12 protein-coding genes are annotated in these 18,396 nt (G+C 62.6%); 10 read left to right on the top strand and 2 right to left on the bottom strand.

Annotation, left to right across the window (positions count from 1 at the left end; genetic code table 11):
• The first annotated feature begins 11 nt into the window (after positions 1 to 11).
• The gene (locus DDZ17_RS16870; RefSeq protein ID WP_157976696.1) at positions 12 to 917 is read left to right on the top strand and encodes an MOSC domain-containing protein; all 906 of its coding nucleotides are present in this window, start codon (positions 12 to 14) and stop codon (positions 915 to 917) included.
• Positions 918 to 932: 15 nt separating this feature from the next.
• The gene (locus DDZ17_RS16865) at positions 933 to 1,334 is read left to right on the top strand and encodes a RidA family protein (RefSeq protein WP_116368132.1); all 402 of its coding nucleotides are present in this window, start codon (positions 933 to 935) and stop codon (positions 1,332 to 1,334) included.
• Between the two features lie 93 nt (positions 1,335 to 1,427).
• On the opposite strand, the gene DDZ17_RS16860 is transcribed toward DDZ17_RS16865, so the two are convergent.
• Positions 1,428 to 2,954, bottom strand: coding sequence for an alpha/beta hydrolase domain-containing protein (locus DDZ17_RS16860; protein WP_193940615.1), 1,527 nt, complete (start codon positions 2,952 to 2,954; stop codon positions 1,428 to 1,430).
• A gap of 143 nt (positions 2,955 to 3,097) precedes the next feature.
• Between DDZ17_RS16860 and DDZ17_RS16855 the strand changes: the two genes are divergently transcribed.
• Positions 3,098 to 4,984, top strand: a complete 1,887-nt coding sequence (locus DDZ17_RS16855; protein WP_241505928.1) for a DUF3604 domain-containing protein — start codon at positions 3,098 to 3,100, stop codon at positions 4,982 to 4,984.
• A 15-nt stretch (positions 4,985 to 4,999) separates the two neighbouring features.
• Here DDZ17_RS16855 and DDZ17_RS16850 read toward each other — a convergent pair whose 3' ends face one another.
• Positions 5,000 to 6,820, bottom strand: coding sequence for an acyl-CoA dehydrogenase C-terminal domain-containing protein (locus DDZ17_RS16850; protein ID WP_116368130.1), 1,821 nt, complete (start codon positions 6,818 to 6,820; stop codon positions 5,000 to 5,002).
• A gap of 159 nt (positions 6,821 to 6,979) precedes the next feature.
• Between DDZ17_RS16850 and pdxR the strand changes: the two genes are divergently transcribed.
• The 7 genes from pdxR (at position 6,980) to DDZ17_RS16815 (ending at position 18,395) form a co-directional block, all read left to right on the top strand.
• Positions 6,980 to 8,830: a MocR-like pyridoxine biosynthesis transcription factor PdxR gene (pdxR, locus tag DDZ17_RS16845; protein ID WP_116368129.1), complete on the top strand. Its 1,851-nt coding sequence runs from the start codon at positions 6,980 to 6,982 to the stop codon at positions 8,828 to 8,830.
• Entirely contained in the window at positions 8,827 to 9,366 is a 540-nt protein-coding gene (locus tag DDZ17_RS16840) for a retropepsin-like aspartic protease family protein (RefSeq protein ID WP_116368128.1), read from the top strand. The genes pdxR and DDZ17_RS16840 overlap by 4 nt, the downstream gene beginning before the upstream one ends.
• Before the next feature lie 136 nt (positions 9,367 to 9,502).
• The gene (locus DDZ17_RS16835; protein ID WP_116368127.1) at positions 9,503 to 10,393 is read left to right on the top strand and encodes a carbon-nitrogen hydrolase family protein; all 891 of its coding nucleotides are present in this window, start codon (positions 9,503 to 9,505) and stop codon (positions 10,391 to 10,393) included.
• 121 nt (positions 10,394 to 10,514) lie between these two features.
• Positions 10,515 to 13,028 (top strand): TonB-dependent receptor, encoded by a 2,514-nt coding sequence (locus tag DDZ17_RS16830; protein WP_116368126.1) that lies wholly within the window; start codon positions 10,515 to 10,517, stop codon positions 13,026 to 13,028.
• A gap of 551 nt (positions 13,029 to 13,579) precedes the next feature.
• Complete coding sequence (locus tag DDZ17_RS16825; RefSeq protein WP_116368125.1) at positions 13,580 to 14,653, top strand: helix-turn-helix transcriptional regulator; 1,074 nt, start codon at positions 13,580 to 13,582, stop codon at positions 14,651 to 14,653.
• A gap of 114 nt (positions 14,654 to 14,767) precedes the next feature.
• Complete coding sequence (locus tag DDZ17_RS16820) at positions 14,768 to 16,750, top strand: SDR family oxidoreductase (RefSeq protein WP_116368124.1); 1,983 nt, start codon at positions 14,768 to 14,770, stop codon at positions 16,748 to 16,750.
• A 13-nt stretch (positions 16,751 to 16,763) separates the two neighbouring features.
• The gene (locus DDZ17_RS16815) at positions 16,764 to 18,395 is read left to right on the top strand and encodes an AMP-binding protein (RefSeq protein WP_241505927.1); all 1,632 of its coding nucleotides are present in this window, start codon (positions 16,764 to 16,766) and stop codon (positions 18,393 to 18,395) included.
• Position 18,396 lies beyond the last annotated feature (1 nt).

The raw sequence follows: 18,396 nt of genomic DNA, 5'->3' as shown, positions 1-18,396 counted from the left end.
GCCGCTTTCCCGTGGAGGGACTGAAAATGCTGCTGGGCAAGGTCAGTCAGTTGTGGCGCTATCCGGTCAAAAGCCTGGGCGGCGAGGCCATGGAATGTGCCAGGCTCACCCACAGCGGACTGGTTGGCGACAGGCACTGGGCCATCTACGACCCGCAAGCGCCGGTCATACGCAGCGCCAAGCAGTGGCCTGCGCTGCTCTCAATGCAGGCGCGCTATCTCTCGGCCCCCGGTGACGGCGACTACCACCCGCGAGTTGCCGCGGTGAATCTGACAGCAGCCGATGGCACGCAGTGCGCCAGCGACAATCACCACCTAACTGCATGGCTCAGCCGGCAGTTAGGTCACCCTGCGCAACTGCGCGCGCGAGAACCCGCCGCCAACCTCGACTTCTACCGGCTGCCGACAGCGCGCAGCACAGAGGATATTGCAGCGGAACTCGGACTCTCCGCCAACGACTCCCTGCCCGACTTCAGTATCGACAGCACAGAGTTGGCCAATGCGCTCGCCACCTGCGCGACCCCGCCGGGCGCCCTGTACGACGCCTACCCGCTGCACGTGCTCACCCAGGATTCTCTGCACTACATCGAGCAGGCATCCGGCCTGAATACAGATTGTCGTCGCTTTCGCCCAAACCTGTTGCTGGAAACGGCACACCCCTCGCCACGCTTAACGGAACAGGAATGGCTCGGAGCCAGTCTCGCCATTGGCGAAGCCCTGATTCACATTCACACGCCCACGCTACGCTGTAGCATGCCAGGGCGGGAGCAGGCGGGTTTCGGGCTTGCCGCCCAACCCGCATTGCCAAGGGCCATTGCCCAACTGGCGGGCCGCAACCTTGGGGTCAACGCACGCGTTCTTCGCCCGGGCACCGTTACCGTGGGCGACCCCGTCTACCTCACCCAAGGCGACCCATAAGCGAAGGAGGCACGCATGGCAATCAAGCACATACAGCCCAGGGGCCTGTTCACCGCGAAGGGCATGAGCCATGTCGTGGTCAGCGAAGGCCGCCTGGCCCATATTGCCGGGCAGGGCGCCTACGACGAGCACTTTACCCTGATTGGCGCCGGCGATTACGTCGCCCAGACGATCCAGGCCTACCAGAATCTACGACAGGCCCTGGCCGCCGTTGGCGCCCGCCCCGAGCAGGTGGTCAGCTCAACCATTTACCTCGTTGGACTCAACGCCCAGGTCACCGAACAGTTCGTGAGTGCCATGAACCAGGCCCTGGACGGCAAGCCCTTTCCTGCGCACGCCTCGACCCTGGTTGGGGTGTCGCAGCTGGCCTATCCGGACATGCTGGTGGAAATTTCCGCCGTCGCCGCCCTGGACTGAGCCGCATGTAGCGGAACCCGCCCCTGTCAGCGGCTGGCCATATCATCCAGCCAGACTTGAAGCGCTCTGCGCCCCCACTGCCAGAGCCGCCGCCTATGGCGCGGCGCAAAGCGGGCAGGAGTCGTACAGAAACTGCCACTGCAGCGCTGCCGCCGCCTTGATGCGCTCGGCATCCTGTGGCAGCAGGAAGCCGGCGGCCACGGCGGCATCAGCGCTCTCGGCCACGGCGTTTTCGTAACCCGCCTGGTCGGTATAACGCGCGGCCATGTGGTCGGCAGAGAACAGCTCGGTGGTGCCAAACAGGAAGCAGAAGGGGTCGCCGCCGTTGGGCTCGCCGGTCAGTATCCCGGGCGGTGCATCCACGTAGGGGGTGCGAATACCGCCGGTGGCAATGCCGTCGCTGTCGCGCAGCAGGGCATCGCCGGCATCGTTGACCGCCAGTCGCGGCGCCGCAGGTGGCGCGGTGCCGTCTTTTACCCAGGCCTCCAGGGCGCGCAGGGCGGCGTTGAACACCCAGGGCATGGGCCCTGCGTTCATCGGCCGTTCGCACTGGATGAAACCGAGAATCGCGCTCTGTTCCACCACCACGGCAAAGTAGGGGTCTTGGCCGGTGTCGGCGCGTCCCGCCACAAAAGAGTAGTAATCCCCGTGGGCCGAGCCGGCCACTTCCCACAGGCGGAAGCGATCGCTGTCATCCTGGCGGTCGGTCACCGCGCCCAGGGCAATCACGTCGGTTTCTGTCTGGAAGTTCAGCACCGGCACGTTCAGGTCATCGCGAATCGTCACCACCGGCGGGGTGGGAATGTCCACCTGCGGCGCCTGGGCCAGGGCGGGGCTGCCATCGCCACGGCTGTGCACCAGGTAGCCATCGAAGGCGTTGTACAGCGGGTGTACGGCGTTGATGAAGGTCACCAGGCGGCCGGCGGACTGGGATTCGCCAAGGGCGATGATCCGCTGGGGCACCAGGCCGTTCAGCAGGTCCAGTTCCGCCGGGCGGCGCAGGGCCTGGCCGGCCTGGGCAAAAATGTCGTAGGCGAAGCTGTCGCCGGGGTGCTCCAGGCTGGCGTAGCGTTCCGGCTGGGCGGCTTTCAGGTGCAGCGGCACCAGGGGGTTCTCGGCGCCTTCGATGCCGACAATCTGCGCCGACACGCCGGCCCACACATGGCCGGCGCGCAGCATTTCCACATGGCCGGAACCATAGCTGGGCGGGGTGTCGAAGCCTGCGGTCACGTTCAGCCATTCCAGCAGTACCGTGCCGCTGAAATCCGCCGCGTTCTGCGGGCGATACACCACAATGCGCGTGCGGTACTGCGCCTGCTCGCCGGGCTCCACCTCCCAGCGGCCATCGCTGCCCAGCTCACCGAGGTTGGTAAAGGCACTCGCGCTACCGCTGATGAAGTACTCCTGCTGCTCGTAGCCCACCTCGGCCAGATCGAAACTGGTGGACAGCAGGGCAATGGCGCCCGCGTCTGGGGGTGCGGCCACCGCCGGCTGGGGAATGCTCAGGTACTGGGGTTCGGGGGGCGCGGTGTCTCGCGCCCGGTCGCTGGAATCACTGCAGGCCACCAGGGCCGCCATCAATGCCAGCGCCAGCGCCGGCCTTGCTGTCTGTCGTTGCATGAAATCACCGTCCTTATTGTTATGGCGCACGCTACCCACAGCCTAGCCAATGGGCGCCGCTGCGCCAATGCCCGGCGCGGCCAGTGCCAATGGCCGTTTTTCCACGGCAATTTCCCGCCCAGCTGCTAAGCTTGGCTGCAACGTTGACCATACTGCGAGAAGCCGCCATGTTCTTCCCCCGCCGCACTCTTTTCTCCGCCTTGCTCGCCGCCCTGTTTGCAGCAAAAGCCAGCACCAGCCTGCCGGCCCTGGCCAAAGACGACTACCCGCGCCAGGCCCTGTTTGGCGATACCCACGTACACACCGGCTGGTCCGCCGATGCCGGCATGGACGGCGCCGTGGTGGACCCCTTCCAGGCCTACCAGTTTGGCCTGGGCCAGGCGGTTACCTCCAACACCGGGCAAAAGGCCCAGCTGCAGCGCCCCTTCGACTGGTTCATGGTGACCGACCACTCCGACGGCATGGGCGTGATCAACCAGATTATTGACGGCAACCCGGAGATGATGGCGGTGCCCACACTCAAGCGCTGGCGCGCGGCACTACAGGAAGGCGGCGCGGCCGCTGCCTCGGCCAAGAGCGAACTGGTGCGCATGCAGTCCAACGGCGAGTTGCCGAGCCAGGTCACCGACCCCAAGTGGATGCAGTCCGCCTGGACCGAAACCATCAAGGCCGCCGAGCAGTATTACAAGCCCGGCGAATTCACCACCTTCATCGCCTACGAATGGACGGTAAATGCCGATGGCGGCGACAACCTGCACCGCAACGTTATCTTCCGCGATGGCGGCGAGCGCGCGGCGCAGGTGCGCCCCCTCACCACCTTCGAAACCCAGGCACCGGAAAAACTGTGGGCCTGGATGAAGGCCTACGAAGACAAAACCGGCGGCCAGGTGCTGGCCATTCCCCACAACGGCAATATGTCCAACGGCCGCATGTTCGAGGAACAGCAGTTCGACGGCTCGCCAATGACCCGGGAGTGGGCCGAAACCCGCGCCCACTACGAGCCGCTGTACGAAGTCACCCAGATCAAGGGCCAGAGTGAATCCCACCCTCTGCTGTCGCCCGAGGACGAATTCGCCAGCTGGGACCTGTGGGACAGGGGCAACCTGATCTTGAAGCCCAAGCCCGAGGGCTCCTACCCCAGGGAGTACTGGCGCGAAGCCCTGAAGGTGGGCATGCGCATTGAAGGTGAACTGGGCGCCAACCCCTTCCGCTATGGCGCCAATGCCGGCACCGACACCCACACCGGGCTCGCCGCCAGCGAGGAAGACAACTTCTTCGGCAAGTTCAAAACCTTGGAGCCGCGCAAGGAGCGCTGGAACTTCCCGCTGCTGGAAGGCGAAACCGACAACTACATGGGCTGGGAGATGGCGGCCTCTGGCGCCATGGGCGTGTGGGCCACCGAGAACACCCGCGAGGCCATCTGGGACGCCATGAAGCGCCGCGAAACCTTCGCCACCACCGGCCCGCGCATGACCCTGCGCTTCTTTGCCGGTTACGACTTCACACAGGACGACCTGGGCGCCGACCTGGCCCGCGCCGGTTACCAGCGCGGCGTGCCGATGGGCGCCGACCTGGCCGCCGATACCGAGGGCCGCGCCCCCACCTTTATCGTAGCCGCCCAGCGCGACCCGCAGGGCGCCAACCTGGACCGGGTGCAGGTGATCAAGGGCTGGGTGGACGCCGCGGGCGAGCTGCACGAGCAGGTGTTCGACGTGGCCTGGTCGGGTGAGCGCCAGCCAGACGCTGGCGGCAAGCTGCCCGCGGTGGGCAACACGGTGGACCTCGACAAAGCCAGCTACGCCAACAGCATTGGCGCCGACGCCCTGACCGCGGTGTGGTCCGACCCGGCGTTTGACGCCAGCCAGCGCGCCTTTTACTACCTGCGGGTGCTGGAAATCCCGACCCCGCGCTGGACTCTGTACGACAAGGTACGCTTTGGCGCCGACATGCCCAACTCGGTACCGCTGGTACACCAGGAGCGGGCCTTCAGCTCGCCCATCTGGTACGCCCCGGCGGCCAGCGAGTCCTAGGCGGGCTGCCGGCACTTAAAAGGCAAATTCCTCCTCCGCCAGCGCCATCACCGATGCCGGTGGCGCCATGGCCGCCGCCGCATGGGCCCGGGCCCGGGGCAGCAGGCGCTGGAAGTAGAAGCGCGCGGTGGCCAGCTTGGCGCGGTAAAACGCGCCGTCACTTTCGCCCTCACCGTCACCCTCACCTTCAGCCCGCTGCAGGGCCGCCAGGCTGGTTTCGGCAATGCGCGCCCACACCCATGCGTAGGTGACGTAGCCTGAGAACATCAGGTAGTCCACCGATGCCGAGCCCACGGCCTCGGCATCGGCCATCGCGGCCTCTCCCACCTTCATGGTGAGATCGCCCCACTCGGCGTTCAGCTCGGCCAGCGGGGCCACAAACTCTGCCATTGCCGCATTGCCCCCCTGGGCCTCGCAGTATTTGTGAATCACCTTGGTAAAGCCGCGCAGCAGCTTGCCACCGCTGCCCAGCACCTTGCGGCCGATCAGGTCCAGCGACTGGATGCCGGTGGTGCCTTCATACACGGTGGAAATGCGGTTGTCCCGGGCGATCTGCTCCATGCCGTGCTCGGCAATGTAACCGTGGCCGCCAAACACCTGCATGCCAAGGTAGCTCACCTCCTGGGCTGTTTCGGTGCAAAAACCCTTGGCAATGGGGGTCAGCAGTTCCAGCAGGGCGCTGGCCGCCTCGGCGTCTTGCGCGCTGCCGTGGGCGATCACATCCGCCTGCTGGGCCAGCCAGTACAGGAAGGCGCGGCCGCCCTCGGTAAAGGCCTTCTGGGTCATCAGCATGCGCCGCACATCCGGGTGTACGATGATCGGGTCCGCCGGGCCGTCGGGGTTTTTGGCCCCGGTGAGGGAGCGCATTTGCAGGCGCTCCCGGGCGTAGGCCAGGGCGCCCTGGAAGGCGCGCTCGCACATGGCCAGGCCCTGCAGGGCGGTGCCGATGCGGGCGGTGTTCATCAACTTGAACATCAGCGCCAGGCCCTGGTTCTCGGCCCCCAGCATAAAGCCCCGGGCGCCGTCGTAGTTCATCACGCAGGTGGCCGAACCCTTCAGGCCCATTTTCTTTTCGATGGAGCCGCAGCTGACGTGGTTGAACGCCCCCAGGGTGCCGTCTTCCTCCACCCAGAACTTGGGCACAATAAACAGGGAGATGCCCGCGGTGCCGGCGGGGGCGCCCTCGGTGCGGGCCAGAATGGCATGCACGATGTTGTCGGTAATGTCCTGGTCGCCGCCGGAGATGAAAATCTTGGTGCCGGTAATGTTCCAGGTGCCATCGCCATTGTCGCTGGCCCGGGTGCGCAGCAGGCCGACATCGGAGCCACAGTGGGCCTCGGTCAGGCACATGGTGCCGGCCCATTCACCGCTCAACAGCTTGGGCAGAAAGCGCGCCTTCAGCGCTTCGGTGCCGCCGTTCAGCAGGCAGGTGACCGGCGCGCCGGACAGGCCGGTGTACATGCTCCAGGCCCAGTTGGCGGCGCCCACCATTTCGGTGACGCACAGGCCCACCGAGGGCGGCAGGCCCTGGCCGCCATCGGCCACCGGCACCGTGAGCCCCTGCCAGCCGCCCTCGCCCCACTGGCGGAAGGCCTCGGCGTAGCCGGCCGGGGTGCTCACCCGGCCATCGGCAAAGTGGCAGCCCTCGGCGTCGCCGCTCTGGAAGGTGGGGGCAACCACCTCCTCGGCAAACTTGGCGGCGTTGTCGATGATGGCGTCCAGCAGGTCGGGGGCCACGGCGGCATCACCCGCCAGGGCACTGTAGTGGCTGTCGGCATCAAGAAATTCGCGCAGCACAAACTGAATGTCGCGGCGGGGGGCGGTGTAACTGGCCATAACACTATCCTGTGATGTCATCGCCCGCTGGCGGGCAAGGCGGTTGCAAGTGCGCCCAGTCTAGGGGCTCTCGGGCGCAGCAGCCACGGCGCACCGGGCCACAAAGCACTGGCATTTGCTCGCGCTTGCGCCGCCCCCCGGCTCCGGTACTATGCCGCGATGGCCGTTACCGACACGCTGATCTACCTCGACCCGGATTCCACCCTGGGCCTGCAAGCCCAGATACGCCAGAAACTGGTGGACGCCATCATGCTGGGCACCTTCCCGGAGGGCCGCCGGCTGCCCTCCTCCCGCAAGCTGGCCGAACAGCTGGGCGTGGCCCGCAATACCGTGGTGCTGGCCTACCAGCAGTTGCTGGACGAGGGCTATCTGATCAGCCGCGAGCGCAGCGGGCTGTACGTCAACGAAAAGGTGCGCCAGGACCGGGTGGGCTTTGAGGGCAGCGAGCGCCAGCGCGGCGCACTCTCACCCCGCTGGCGCCAGCGCTTTCGCGGGCGCAGCGCGCCGGAGCCCGCCTTCAGCTGCCCGCCCAACTGGCAGCAGTATCCCTATCCCTTTATCGAGGGGCAGTTCGACACCTCCCTGTACCCGGTGAAGGAGTGGCGCGAGGCGAGCCGGCTGGCCCTGGGCGTGCGCGAAATCAACCAGTGGGCGGGCGAAAGCGGCGATGCCGACGACCCCATGCTGATCGAGCAGATTCGCAGCCACATCCTGCCGCGCCGGGGTATTCAGGCCTCGCCGGATGAAATCCTGATCACCGTCGGCACCCAGCAGGCCCTGTACCTGGCAGTACAACTGCTGGTGGATGCCGATGTGCCGGTGGCGGTGGAAGACCCCGGCTACCCCGCCATGCGCCGCCTGCTCACCCAGCGCGGCGCGCCGCTGGTGCACCAGCCGGTGGACGAGGAAGGGCTGGTGGTGGACGAGCGGCTGGACAGCTGCCAGCTGATCTACGTCACCCCCAGCCACCAGACGCCCACCGCCGTTACCATGAGCATGGCCCGGCGCCAGGCCGTGCTGGCCCTGGCGGAGCGCAACGACGCGCTGATCATCGAGGACGACTTTGAATTTGAAAGCAATTACCTGAACGCCCCCCACCCGGCCCTGCGCAGCCTCGACGGCGACGACCGGGTGATTTACATGAGCTGCCTGAGCAAGGTGCTGTCGCCCGGCCTGCGCCTGGGCTTTATGGTGGCGGCGCCAGAGGTGATTCGCGAGGCGCGCAAACTGCGCCAGTTGATGGTGCGCCACCCGCCGCTGAACAACCAGCGCACCGCGGCGTTCTTCCTGTCGCTGGGCCACTACGACACCTTTCTCATGCACCTGCACGACACCTTTCGCGAGCGCTGGATTGCCCTGCGCCGGGCGCTGAACTACTACATGCTGTTTTACGTGGAGCTGGCGCCGGCCCAGGGCGGCAGCGCCCTGTGGGTGCGCGGCCCCAAAGACCTGGACGACACCTTTGTGGCCAAGGAAGCGGCCCGCCGCGGCATTCTGATTGAACCGGTGCGCCACTACTACGCCAGCGCCGACGACGCGCCGCGCAACTGCTTTCGAATGGGCATTACCGGCATTCCCCTGGAGCGCATTCGCGAGGGCGTGCTGAAGCTGCGCGAACTGTTCCACGACCTCACCGGCAACAAAACCGAAACCTTCGCCGATGCCCGCGGCAGGCACCTCACCGGCCAGGCCCTGCGCGATGCCGTTACCGACACCACCATGATCTGCATCATTGCCTACGGCGACCCCTGCACCATTGCCATTCACCAGGGCGGCGCCCTGGTGGGCATTGCCGGCTACTCCAACGAAGACCGCGACCAGGGCGAATGGTGGATAGAGAACAACCGCTGGCACCGGCGCTGGTCGCGCTGGGCCTGGGGCGAAACCGGCGTGTACGACGTGCGCCTGGACGGCGACATCATCAAACTGTTTGATGAAGACGGCTGGCTGATCGACCGCGCCATCCTGCGCCGCAACCCGGTGGCGGTGGACGAGGGTGCCCACGCATGACCCTGCCACCGGACGCCCGACAGCAAAAACGCATGGGGCTGGTGATGCAGGCCCTGGCCTGGATTGTGCTGATGGCCCTGCTGGGCGCGTGGTTCTCCGGGCTGCTGGAGCGCCAACAGAACCCCAACCGGCCGGTGAACAGCCAGGTGATTGAGGGCGGGGTGCGCGAAGTCATCCTCAAGCGCAATCGTCAGGGCCACTACGTCACCAGCGGGCGCATCAACGGCGAAGCGGTAGTGTTCATGCTGGACACTGGCGCCACTGGCATTGCCATCCCGGAGTCCGTGGCCGAGCAGTTGCGCCTGCAGCCGGGGCAGCGCCTGACCACCCAGACCGCCAACGGCCTGGCCACCGCTTTTGCCACCCGGGTGGACCGGGTCAGCGTGGGCGACATCGCCCTGGAGGACATGCCAGCGGCCATTGTGCCGGGCCTTGGCAGCGGCCAGGTGCTGCTTGGCATGTCCTTTCTCAAGCACCTGGAATTTACCCAGCGCGGCGACACCCTGACCCTGCGTCAGTACCCGCCGGGCAGCTGAACAGCAACTGGCCTAAACGCGGCTGTGCGACTGGCCCTATCTCGCGCGCAGCCCGCGCCCTACAGTATCGGCCATGCCAGCGCCGTGCCAGCGCTACAAAACAAGCACCCATAAACATCCAGGCCCGGGGGACACCATGAGCCGCTTCGCCATCGCCGCTGTGCAGCTGCAGCTGTCGAACCAGGACAACCGCAGCCTGATCGAGCAACACATCCGCCGCGTGCGCCGGCGCTTTCCCTGGGTGCAGATGGTGGTGCTCGGCGAGCTGGCCACCCGCGGCGCCGACCCGGCGGCGGCAACGGTGCTGAGCACGGGAGCCGACCCCGCCAGCGATGGCATTGTGCCTTTCTACGCGGCGCTGGCGCGCGACACCGGCCTGTGGCTGGTGCCGGGCTCGGTGTACGAGCGCGCGGGGCAGGCCACCTACAACACCGCGCTGGTGTTCAACCCGGCCGGCGAACTGGTAAGGCGCTACCGCAAGATGTTTCCCTTCTGCCCCTACGAAACCGGCGTAACGCCCGGCGCCGAATTCTGCACCTTCGACGTTGACGGTGTCGGCCGCTTCGGCCTGTCCATCTGCTACGACCAGTGGTTTCCGGAAACCTCGCGCAACCTGGCCTGGCTGGGCGCCGAGGTCATCCTGTGCCCCACCATGACCAACACCATCGACCGCGACCTGGAACTGAGCCTGGCCCGCGCCAACGCCATCACCAACCAGTGCTACTTCTTCAACGTGAACATGGCCGGCGAACTCGGTAACGGCCGCTCCATTATCGTTGGGCCCGACGGCCAGATTCTGCACCAGGCAGGCGAGCTGCATGAGGTGATGCCCGTCGAGATCGACCTGGCCCACGTGCGCCGCGTGCGCGAGCGTGGCGTGTTTGGCCTGTGCCAAACCCTCAAGAGCTTTCGCGACAGCACCATGCCGCTACCGGCCTTCGATTTACCCGGGCGCGGCCAGGGGGCACTGGCTGAGCTGGGCGCTTTGCGCATGCCGCCCCGGGAGGGCGAACCACAACTGGACTAACGCACAGGGCGCAACTGGCTCTAGGTCTGCCGCGGCGCCTGGTCAATCCTTATTCACCATTCTCCATTCACCACTCACACAGCACGCCAACAGCCATAACAACAGTTTCGGGGGAAGCACCATGACGTCTGCACCTATCCAAACCCACCCTTTCCGGCGCCGCCTGCTGGCCAGTGCCGTTGCCGCCGGCCTGCTGCACGGCGCTGCACCACTGCAGGCCCAGGGCACCCAGCTTGAGGAAGTGCTGGTCACCGCCTCGGCCAGGGAACAGTCGGTACAGGACATTCCCTACAACATCTCCGCCATGGCCGGCAGCGAGATGGAAGCCCAGCAGATCACCGACCAGGCCGACCTGCTGCGCGCCATTTCCGGCGTATCGGTGGTGGATCGCGGCTATCGCAACTCCGGCACTGTGAACAGCATCATCATCCGCGGCCTCAACGTGGACAGCTCCCTGAACGGCGACGTCTCGCTGAACGCCGTGCCCACCGTGTCCACCTATGTCGACAACACGCCGCTGTTCGCCAACTTCGTGCTGCGCGACATCGAGCGGGTGGAGGTACTGCGCGGCCCGCAGGGCACGCTGTACGGGTCTGGCTCCCTCGGCGGCACCGTGCGCTACATCACCCGCAAGCCCAATACCGAGGAATTCGAGGGCCAGCTGAGCGGCAGCTACAGCCAGACCGACGGCTCCGAGGGTGACAACACCGATCTGTTCGGCATGCTGAACATCCCCATCGGCAACCGCGCGGCCCTGCGCGCCTCTGCCGGGCGCATCGATAACGACGGCGTGATCGACTACGTCAACGCCTACCAGCTCAACGCCTTCGGCGAGCCCCTGATCGACGCCGGCAACGGCAACTGCGTGAGCCCCCGCGATGCCAGCAACGACCAGTTGCTGAACAACGGGGCCTGCTACCGCAACGCCGAAGACGCCGACGATGTGGAGATTGAATACGCCAAGGCCGCCCTGGCCTGGGACATCACCGACCGGCTCAGCGTGCGCGGCAGCTACCACCACCAGCAGGACGAGGTGGGCGCCCGCCGGGCCACCACCCTGGGGGACAACAACCAGCCCCAGGACTCCCCGCTGTATCGCAACTACGGCGAGCACGAAAGCGGCCAGGTTCTGCTGGAACCCTCCTCCCGCGAGGTGGACCTGATGAGCCTGGACGTAGAATGGGACCTCGGCTTTGCCACCCTTACCTCCAACTCCTCCTGGTACGACCACGAGGGCGCGGGCGACTCCGACAACGGCGGCCTGTGGGTGAGCGGCGGCGAGGACGACCCCGCCGCCTCCCGCGACTGGATAGAATCCTTCGGCTACAGCGGCTGGCCGCGCCCGGCCCAGCGCGCCGAACGCGGCTACGAAGACGACACCTTTGTGCAGGAGCTGCGGCTGATCTCCAACGAATCGGTGGCCGGCTTCGACTGGCTGATCGGCGGCTTCTACATGGACCAGGACCTGGTGGTGTACCAGAACAGCTGGAACCCGGGCATGAATGCCTTCAACGAGGCCTGCCGCGCCACCGGCTCACCGGTGTGCGACAACTTCTGGCCGCGCTTCTACAGCGGCCTTACTGAGCGCGACTTTGAGTACCGGCGGGATGTGCAGTTTGAGGAAGTCGCCGTCTACGGCGACCTGACCTACAACGTCTCGGATACCTTCCGCGTCACCGTGGGCGCGCGCTGGTTCGACAACGAAACGGTGAACGACACCCTGATGGGCTTCCCGTTGGTGGAGGGCTGGACCTCATCCGAGGTGCCCCAATCCACCGACGACGACAGCGACATCCTGCTCAAGCTCAACCTCAGCTGGGATGTGAGCGATAGCGCGATGCTCTACGGCACCGTGTCCGAGGGCTACCGCCGCGGTGGCGCCAACGCCATCCCGAGCCTGGAAAACGGCGACAACTTCGGCGAGCCAAACGCCGAGGCCATCCGCAACTACGACAAGGACACCGCCACCAACTACGAAGTGGGCGTGAAGGGCCGCCTGGACAGCCTCAGCTACACCGTGTCGGCCTTTTACGTGGACTGGCAGGACCCACAGCTGAACGCCACCTCCGACTGGTACGGCTTCTTCCTGGCGGCCAATGGCGACGAGGCCAGCACCCAGGGCATCGAGATGGAGCTGGACGGTTATCTGGGCGAGCGCTTCCACTACCACCTGGGCTACACCTACGTGAAGGCCGAGCTGGACGCCGACTTCATCAGCCCCCAGAGCGGCGGCGTCATCGCCCCGCAAGGGTCCACCCTGCCCGGCACCCCGGAAAACGTCTTCTCCGCCTCGGTGGACAACACCTGGGCGCTGGGCGAGGACTGGTCGCTGGTGGCCCGCGCCAGCGCCTACTACCAGTCCGAGGCCGAGAACTACATCAACCAGCGCTCGGTGATCAACCAGACCTTCGACAGCTTCTGGCTGTTCGGCGCCTCCCTGTCACTGGTTGCCGGCAACTGGGACCTAACCCTCTACGGCAAAAACCTCGGCAACGAAGAGGGGGTGACCGGGGCCTTTACCAGCGGCTACTGGAGCTACGACACCGGCGTATTCGAGCAGTGGTACGGCAACGGCAACCGGCAGATGATCGTGCAGCCGCGCACCCTGGGGCTGACGGCCAACTACCGGTTCTGATGGGAATTCTGGATGCCAGTCCATTCATACCCGCTGGCGCCAGTGAATAGCAGGGTCACTGGCGAAGTCTTGCTAGTTCAAACGGCTTTGTTGACTGGGCGAACCAATCGATGACCCGGCAAATCTTTAAGGTACTGCCAGACTGCTGTGCGCGACAGGTGGAGCCGACTTGCAACGTCGCCAATGAGGTCACCTCCAACCGGGCAAAAAACGGCGGACTTTGAGCACGGCCTCCATGCAAAGCTCCTGTCGTGTACGTCGGGTTCACAAAACCGAGATTGAATAGAACAGGGTGGCTAGCTTTCAACGCCGACCACCCAGAATTCCGGACAGTGTTCCACGCCGACTCACAGTCGCACAACGGCAAAAGCGAAAAGATCCAATGCTATTCTGAACGAATTTCTGAATACATCAGAAGCGCTAAAGTTGTGGCCTAAAAGCGTTGCGCACACCCCTTGGCCTTGCTACGTTGTTGAAGTGAGAGGCTCCAAATAGTCTCCGCGAACAGTAAACCGCCAAGGCCCATAGCCTAGGCAGCGGGGTGTCCTATTATGGATAATAAAATGATGCCCGCACACTACCTTGAAGGGCTACTCGCACTGGCAAGGCGCCCCCGAGAGGAGTTGGTGCAGCTACTGAAGACCCATCAACTGCCGGAATCTCTATTGACTCCCGGAAGTACCCTTCAAGGAGTCAGTGTTCTGGCAGCTGGGCGCTTGTTTACTGATTTGGTCCGACGCTCCCAAGAGGACATCCACAGCACTGCTCAAAACGTCGAGAGCATATTGAGCTTAAGCAGCTACCGCCTTCTATATACCTACATGCTGACTGGCAAAACCCTTGAGGAGGCGCTTCAAAAAGGACGGCAATTCTATACGCGCTTTCATCACGGTCAGCAGATCAAACTTGAAAGAGAGGGCGATCACTATCGCGTGATACTGCAATTTGACGACCAGAAAGCGACCGACATCCTCTCTCTTGAACAGTTTTCATTTAGCCAGCTTTTGTCCCTTCCAGGTCGATTCGGACGTATTTCCAACCTGTACATATGGCACCGCTTTGCCAGTTGGCTGATTGGCAACTTCATTGATCTACTCGCGGTACATGTCGATCTACCTCCTTCCCGGAATTGGTCTGAGGGAAATAATTTCTTCGGTTGCACCATGTATTTCAATGCCGATTGTTGCGCTCTGGAATTTTCCGCTCACTATCTAGAACGTAGAGTCAGCCGAAGCAATGCTGATCTCGAAAAAATGCTGGCAAACTTTCCAGATGACCTGGTAACGGTGGATTTTCTGCGCGACAGCACGGTCTCACGCGTGCGTTGCGCGCTGTTCGAATCAACCCGGTCGTCACTGCCCGGTTTAGAACAGGTTGCAGAGGATCTGCACATGACCTGCGCCACATTGCACCGTCGTCTCGCTGAAGAGGGCACGTCATTCCAGCAGGAAAAAGATCATTTCCGGCGCCAGCGAGCGGTTGCTTTGCTACGTGAAAATCAGCAGCCTGCGGCCAATATCGCCGAGCAACTTGGCTTCTCCGATGTATCCACATTTAGCCGGGCATTTAAACGTTGGACCGGCGTTACACCCAGTGCATTTCGCCAGCAACAGCACTGCGACTGACCTATTTGCGAAAATTTGCCCAATAATTTGCCAAGCTTGGCAATGTCACCAACTCCTCCTGCTCATTAATACTAGGCGCGCAAAAACAGCCCTGTAGACCGGCAGGAGATAACAATGGATTACTTTGTGACTGGTGGAACCGGCTTTCTGGGTCGGTTTCTTGTTGAGAAGCTGCTGCAACGTGGCGGCAACGTGTATGTACTTGTTCGCCCCACCTCTCGTGAGCGCTACAATGCGCTAGCTAGGCGACTGGGTTCACCGATCGGTCTAAACCCGGTCTTTGGCGACCTAGAAAAGCCCGATCTGGGGCTAACACCCCAAACAATTGCAAATCTCAAAAACCAAATCGACCATTTCTTCCACGCTGCGGCAATCTATGACATTGCAGCCGACGCTCAGGCGCAACATGTTGCCAATGTGCTGGGCACGCGCAACGCCATCAACTGTGCACAAACACTGGTAGCAGGCTGTTTTCACCACATCAGTTCCATCGCAGCGGGCGGTCTGTTCCGTGGTACGTTTCGTGAAGACATGTTCCATGAGGCGGAGAATCTGGACAATCCGTATTTCCTCACCAAACACGAATCCGAGGGGCTGGTGCGCAACGAGTGCACAATACCCTACCGAATCTACCGTCCTGCAAGCATTGTCGGACATTCGGGCACAGGTGAAATCGACAAAATCGACGGTCCCTATTATAGCTTTACAGCAATCCGAAAAATGCGTGACCTGTTGCCGCCATGGTTTCCGTTGGCCAGCGTGGATTCGGGCAGCATCAACGTCGTTCCAGTGGATTATGTTGCCGATGCCATAGACTACATCGCTCACAAAGAGGGGTGCGACGGAGGTTGCTTTCATCTGGTAAATCCCCGGCAGTACAGTTTCGGGGAGATGTTTAACATCTTCGCTGCAGCCGCTCACGCGCCACGCATGGCCATGCGCTTCGACTCATCTGTTTTTCGATTTCTGCCGAGCGGTCTACTTTCCATGGCCGCCAAACTACCGCCAGTCAAACGCATGATTGCAGCCATCTGCGACAGCCTTGGCATGCCAGTAGAAGCTTTAGGCATGATGAAATGGTCGACCCGCTATGATGCGCGGGAAACAGAGCGAGCTCTTCAAGATAGCGGAATCAGTCTACCGCCCTTGGAAGACTATGCAGCGAACTTGTGGGATTACTGGGCACGCAACCTCGACCCAAATCTATTTGTGGATCGCTCTCTCGCGGGCAATGTCGCCGGTAAGCGGGTGGTCATCACTGGCGCTGGCTCAGGAATTGGAGCTGCTGTAGCTGAACGCCTCGCACTGGCCGGCGCTGAAGTCATCATCACAGGCCGCACCCTTGAGAAGCTGGAAGAGACGCGCGACCAGATTCTCGCAAAAGGCGCCAAAATACACGTCTACGCCACCGACAATGCCGATATGGAAGCCTGCGATAGCTTTATCAAGCAGGTTCTCATCGAGCACGGTACTGTTGATATCCTGATCAACAATGCTGGTCGTTCAATCCGGCGCTCCATCGAGCTCTCCTACGATCGCTTCCATGATTTTCAACGCACTATGCAGATTAATTATTTCGGGGCGCTACGTTTGACCCTCGGCTTTCTGCCTGGAATGTCGGTGCAGCGAAATGGCCAGATCATCAATATTTCCTCCATGGGCGTTATCGGCCCGCCACCGCGATTCTCTGCCTACGTTGCTAGCAAGAGTGCACTGGAGGGATTCACTCGGGTCGCAGAAGCTGAGTTTTTGGATCGCAACATTGCTTTCACCAATATCAATATGCCCTTAGTGCGAACGCCTATGATCGGTCCGACAGCGGCATATGACTTTGTTCCTGCTCTGACGCCCGGAGAGGCTGCGGAGATGATCGTCGAAGCCATTATTGACCGCCCAAGCCGCATCACTACACCCATGGGCAAGTGGATGCAGGTGGCAGGCACCTTCCTTCCCAAGGCGCTCGCCCATGGCATGAACGCCAGCTTCCGTATGTTCGACGACTCCAACGCCGCCAAAGGTATCGAGGGTAAGGACAAGGTCGATCCGACCAGTGAGCAGGTAGCATTGGCCGCGCTGATGAAAGGCGTCCATTTCTAGAGGGGGACCTATTGTGAGTTCATTTAATCTTGCCGATTTATTTGAACTGGTCGTCGACTGCTGCTCAACGCGAGAGGCGGTAGTCTGTGGCGATCAACGTAGAACCTTCAGCTCTCTTGAGAGCCGCAGCAATCAGCTAGCGCACGTATTGCAAGCGAAAGGTATCGGTCCCGGGGACCATGTGGGCATATATCTATACAACAGCTGTCAGTACATCGAAACCCTGCTGGCCTGCTTCAAGTTACGTGCCGTACCGATAAACATTAACTATCGATACGCTTCTGATGAGTTGATCTACTTACTAAACAACGCCGATATCAAGGCCTGCATATTACAGCAAGAGTTTGAGCCGCTATTGGTATCAGTGATGACCCAGTGCCCGACGCTCATCACCAGTCTGGTTGTTGTGGATGATCGCAGCGCCCCGCGCTCGGCAGGAAGCCGCAGTGGGGACTATGAAGAGCAACTGGCCGCCCACAGCAGCCAGAGGAACTTCCTGGCACGCAGCGACGATGATACGTTCATTCTTTACACAGGTGGCACCACAGGCTATCCCAAAGGAGTGGTCTGGAGCCACCGTGACATGTTCTACGCAGCACTCGGTGGTGGCGCCGTGTTCTCCCCCGCCGGCCCTTGTCGCGAACCAGAGGATATCCTTAGCCGTCTGTTACCAGAACCCATTCGCGGACTTGCGCTGGCCCCTTTGATGCACGGTGCTGCCGTGTGGTACGCGCTGATGATGTTGCTGAGTGGCAGCACTCTGATTCTCAACCCAAACCGTTCGTTACGCGGCGAGCAAGTTTGGGATCTGGTTGAAGCAGAGCAGGTTAACGCTATTTCGTTGGTTGGCGACGCCATGGCCATTCCACTTTTGGAGGCGCTGCATGAAAATCCGGGGCGTTGGCAACTGGGCAGCATCGTCAATATCGGATCGGGTGGGGCAGTATTTTCCGCGAGCAACCAGGCGGCCTTTCGCGAGCAGTTTCCAGAGGCGGCGGTGGTGGACGGTTTCGGTTCTTCGGAGTCCGGCCAGATTGGCCAGGCCAGCGGCTCGTCCGGCGCGGGTCTGACCAGCTTTCCCGCCTCAGACACGATCACTGTGTTGAGCAACACAGGTCGAGCGGGCTGGGGTCACGCTACCCCCGGAGAGCGCGGCATTCTGGCTCGCAGCGGTCACATCCCAAAGCATTACTACAATGCGCCTGAAAAAACCGCTGAAGTGTTTGTCATGGTGGATGGCCGACGTTGGCTGCTAACCGGCGACAGTGCACGGCAAGACAAGAATGGAGAGATCGTAGTTTTCGGGCGTGGCTCCAACTGCATCAATTCTGGCGGAGAAAAAATATTTCCCGAAGAGGTCGAACAAGCCCTCAAAGCGCACCCGGAGATACTTGACGCACTGGTGTTTGGTCGCAAAGACAAACGCTGGGGGCAGAGAGTTGTTGCTTTGATCAGCACCCGTAATGGCAGTGAGCTTAATTTGGATACCGTGCGAGGCGCACTGGCCGACAATTTATCCAGCTATAAGCTCCCGCGGGAATTGCACTGCACTGGTGATATCCCTCGCCTTATTACCGGCAAACCTGACTACGCAACCGCCCTGAGCATTGCCGAGGCCGCCATCCCGGGGCACGGAAGGACCTGAT

This window comes from Parahaliea mediterranea, from assembly GCF_003402235.1.
GTDB classification, from domain to species: Bacteria; Pseudomonadota; Gammaproteobacteria; order Pseudomonadales; family Halieaceae; genus Parahaliea; species Parahaliea mediterranea.
The sequence above is the reverse complement of the archived record's forward strand: the minus strand, read 5'-3'. Positions and strand labels throughout refer to the sequence as shown.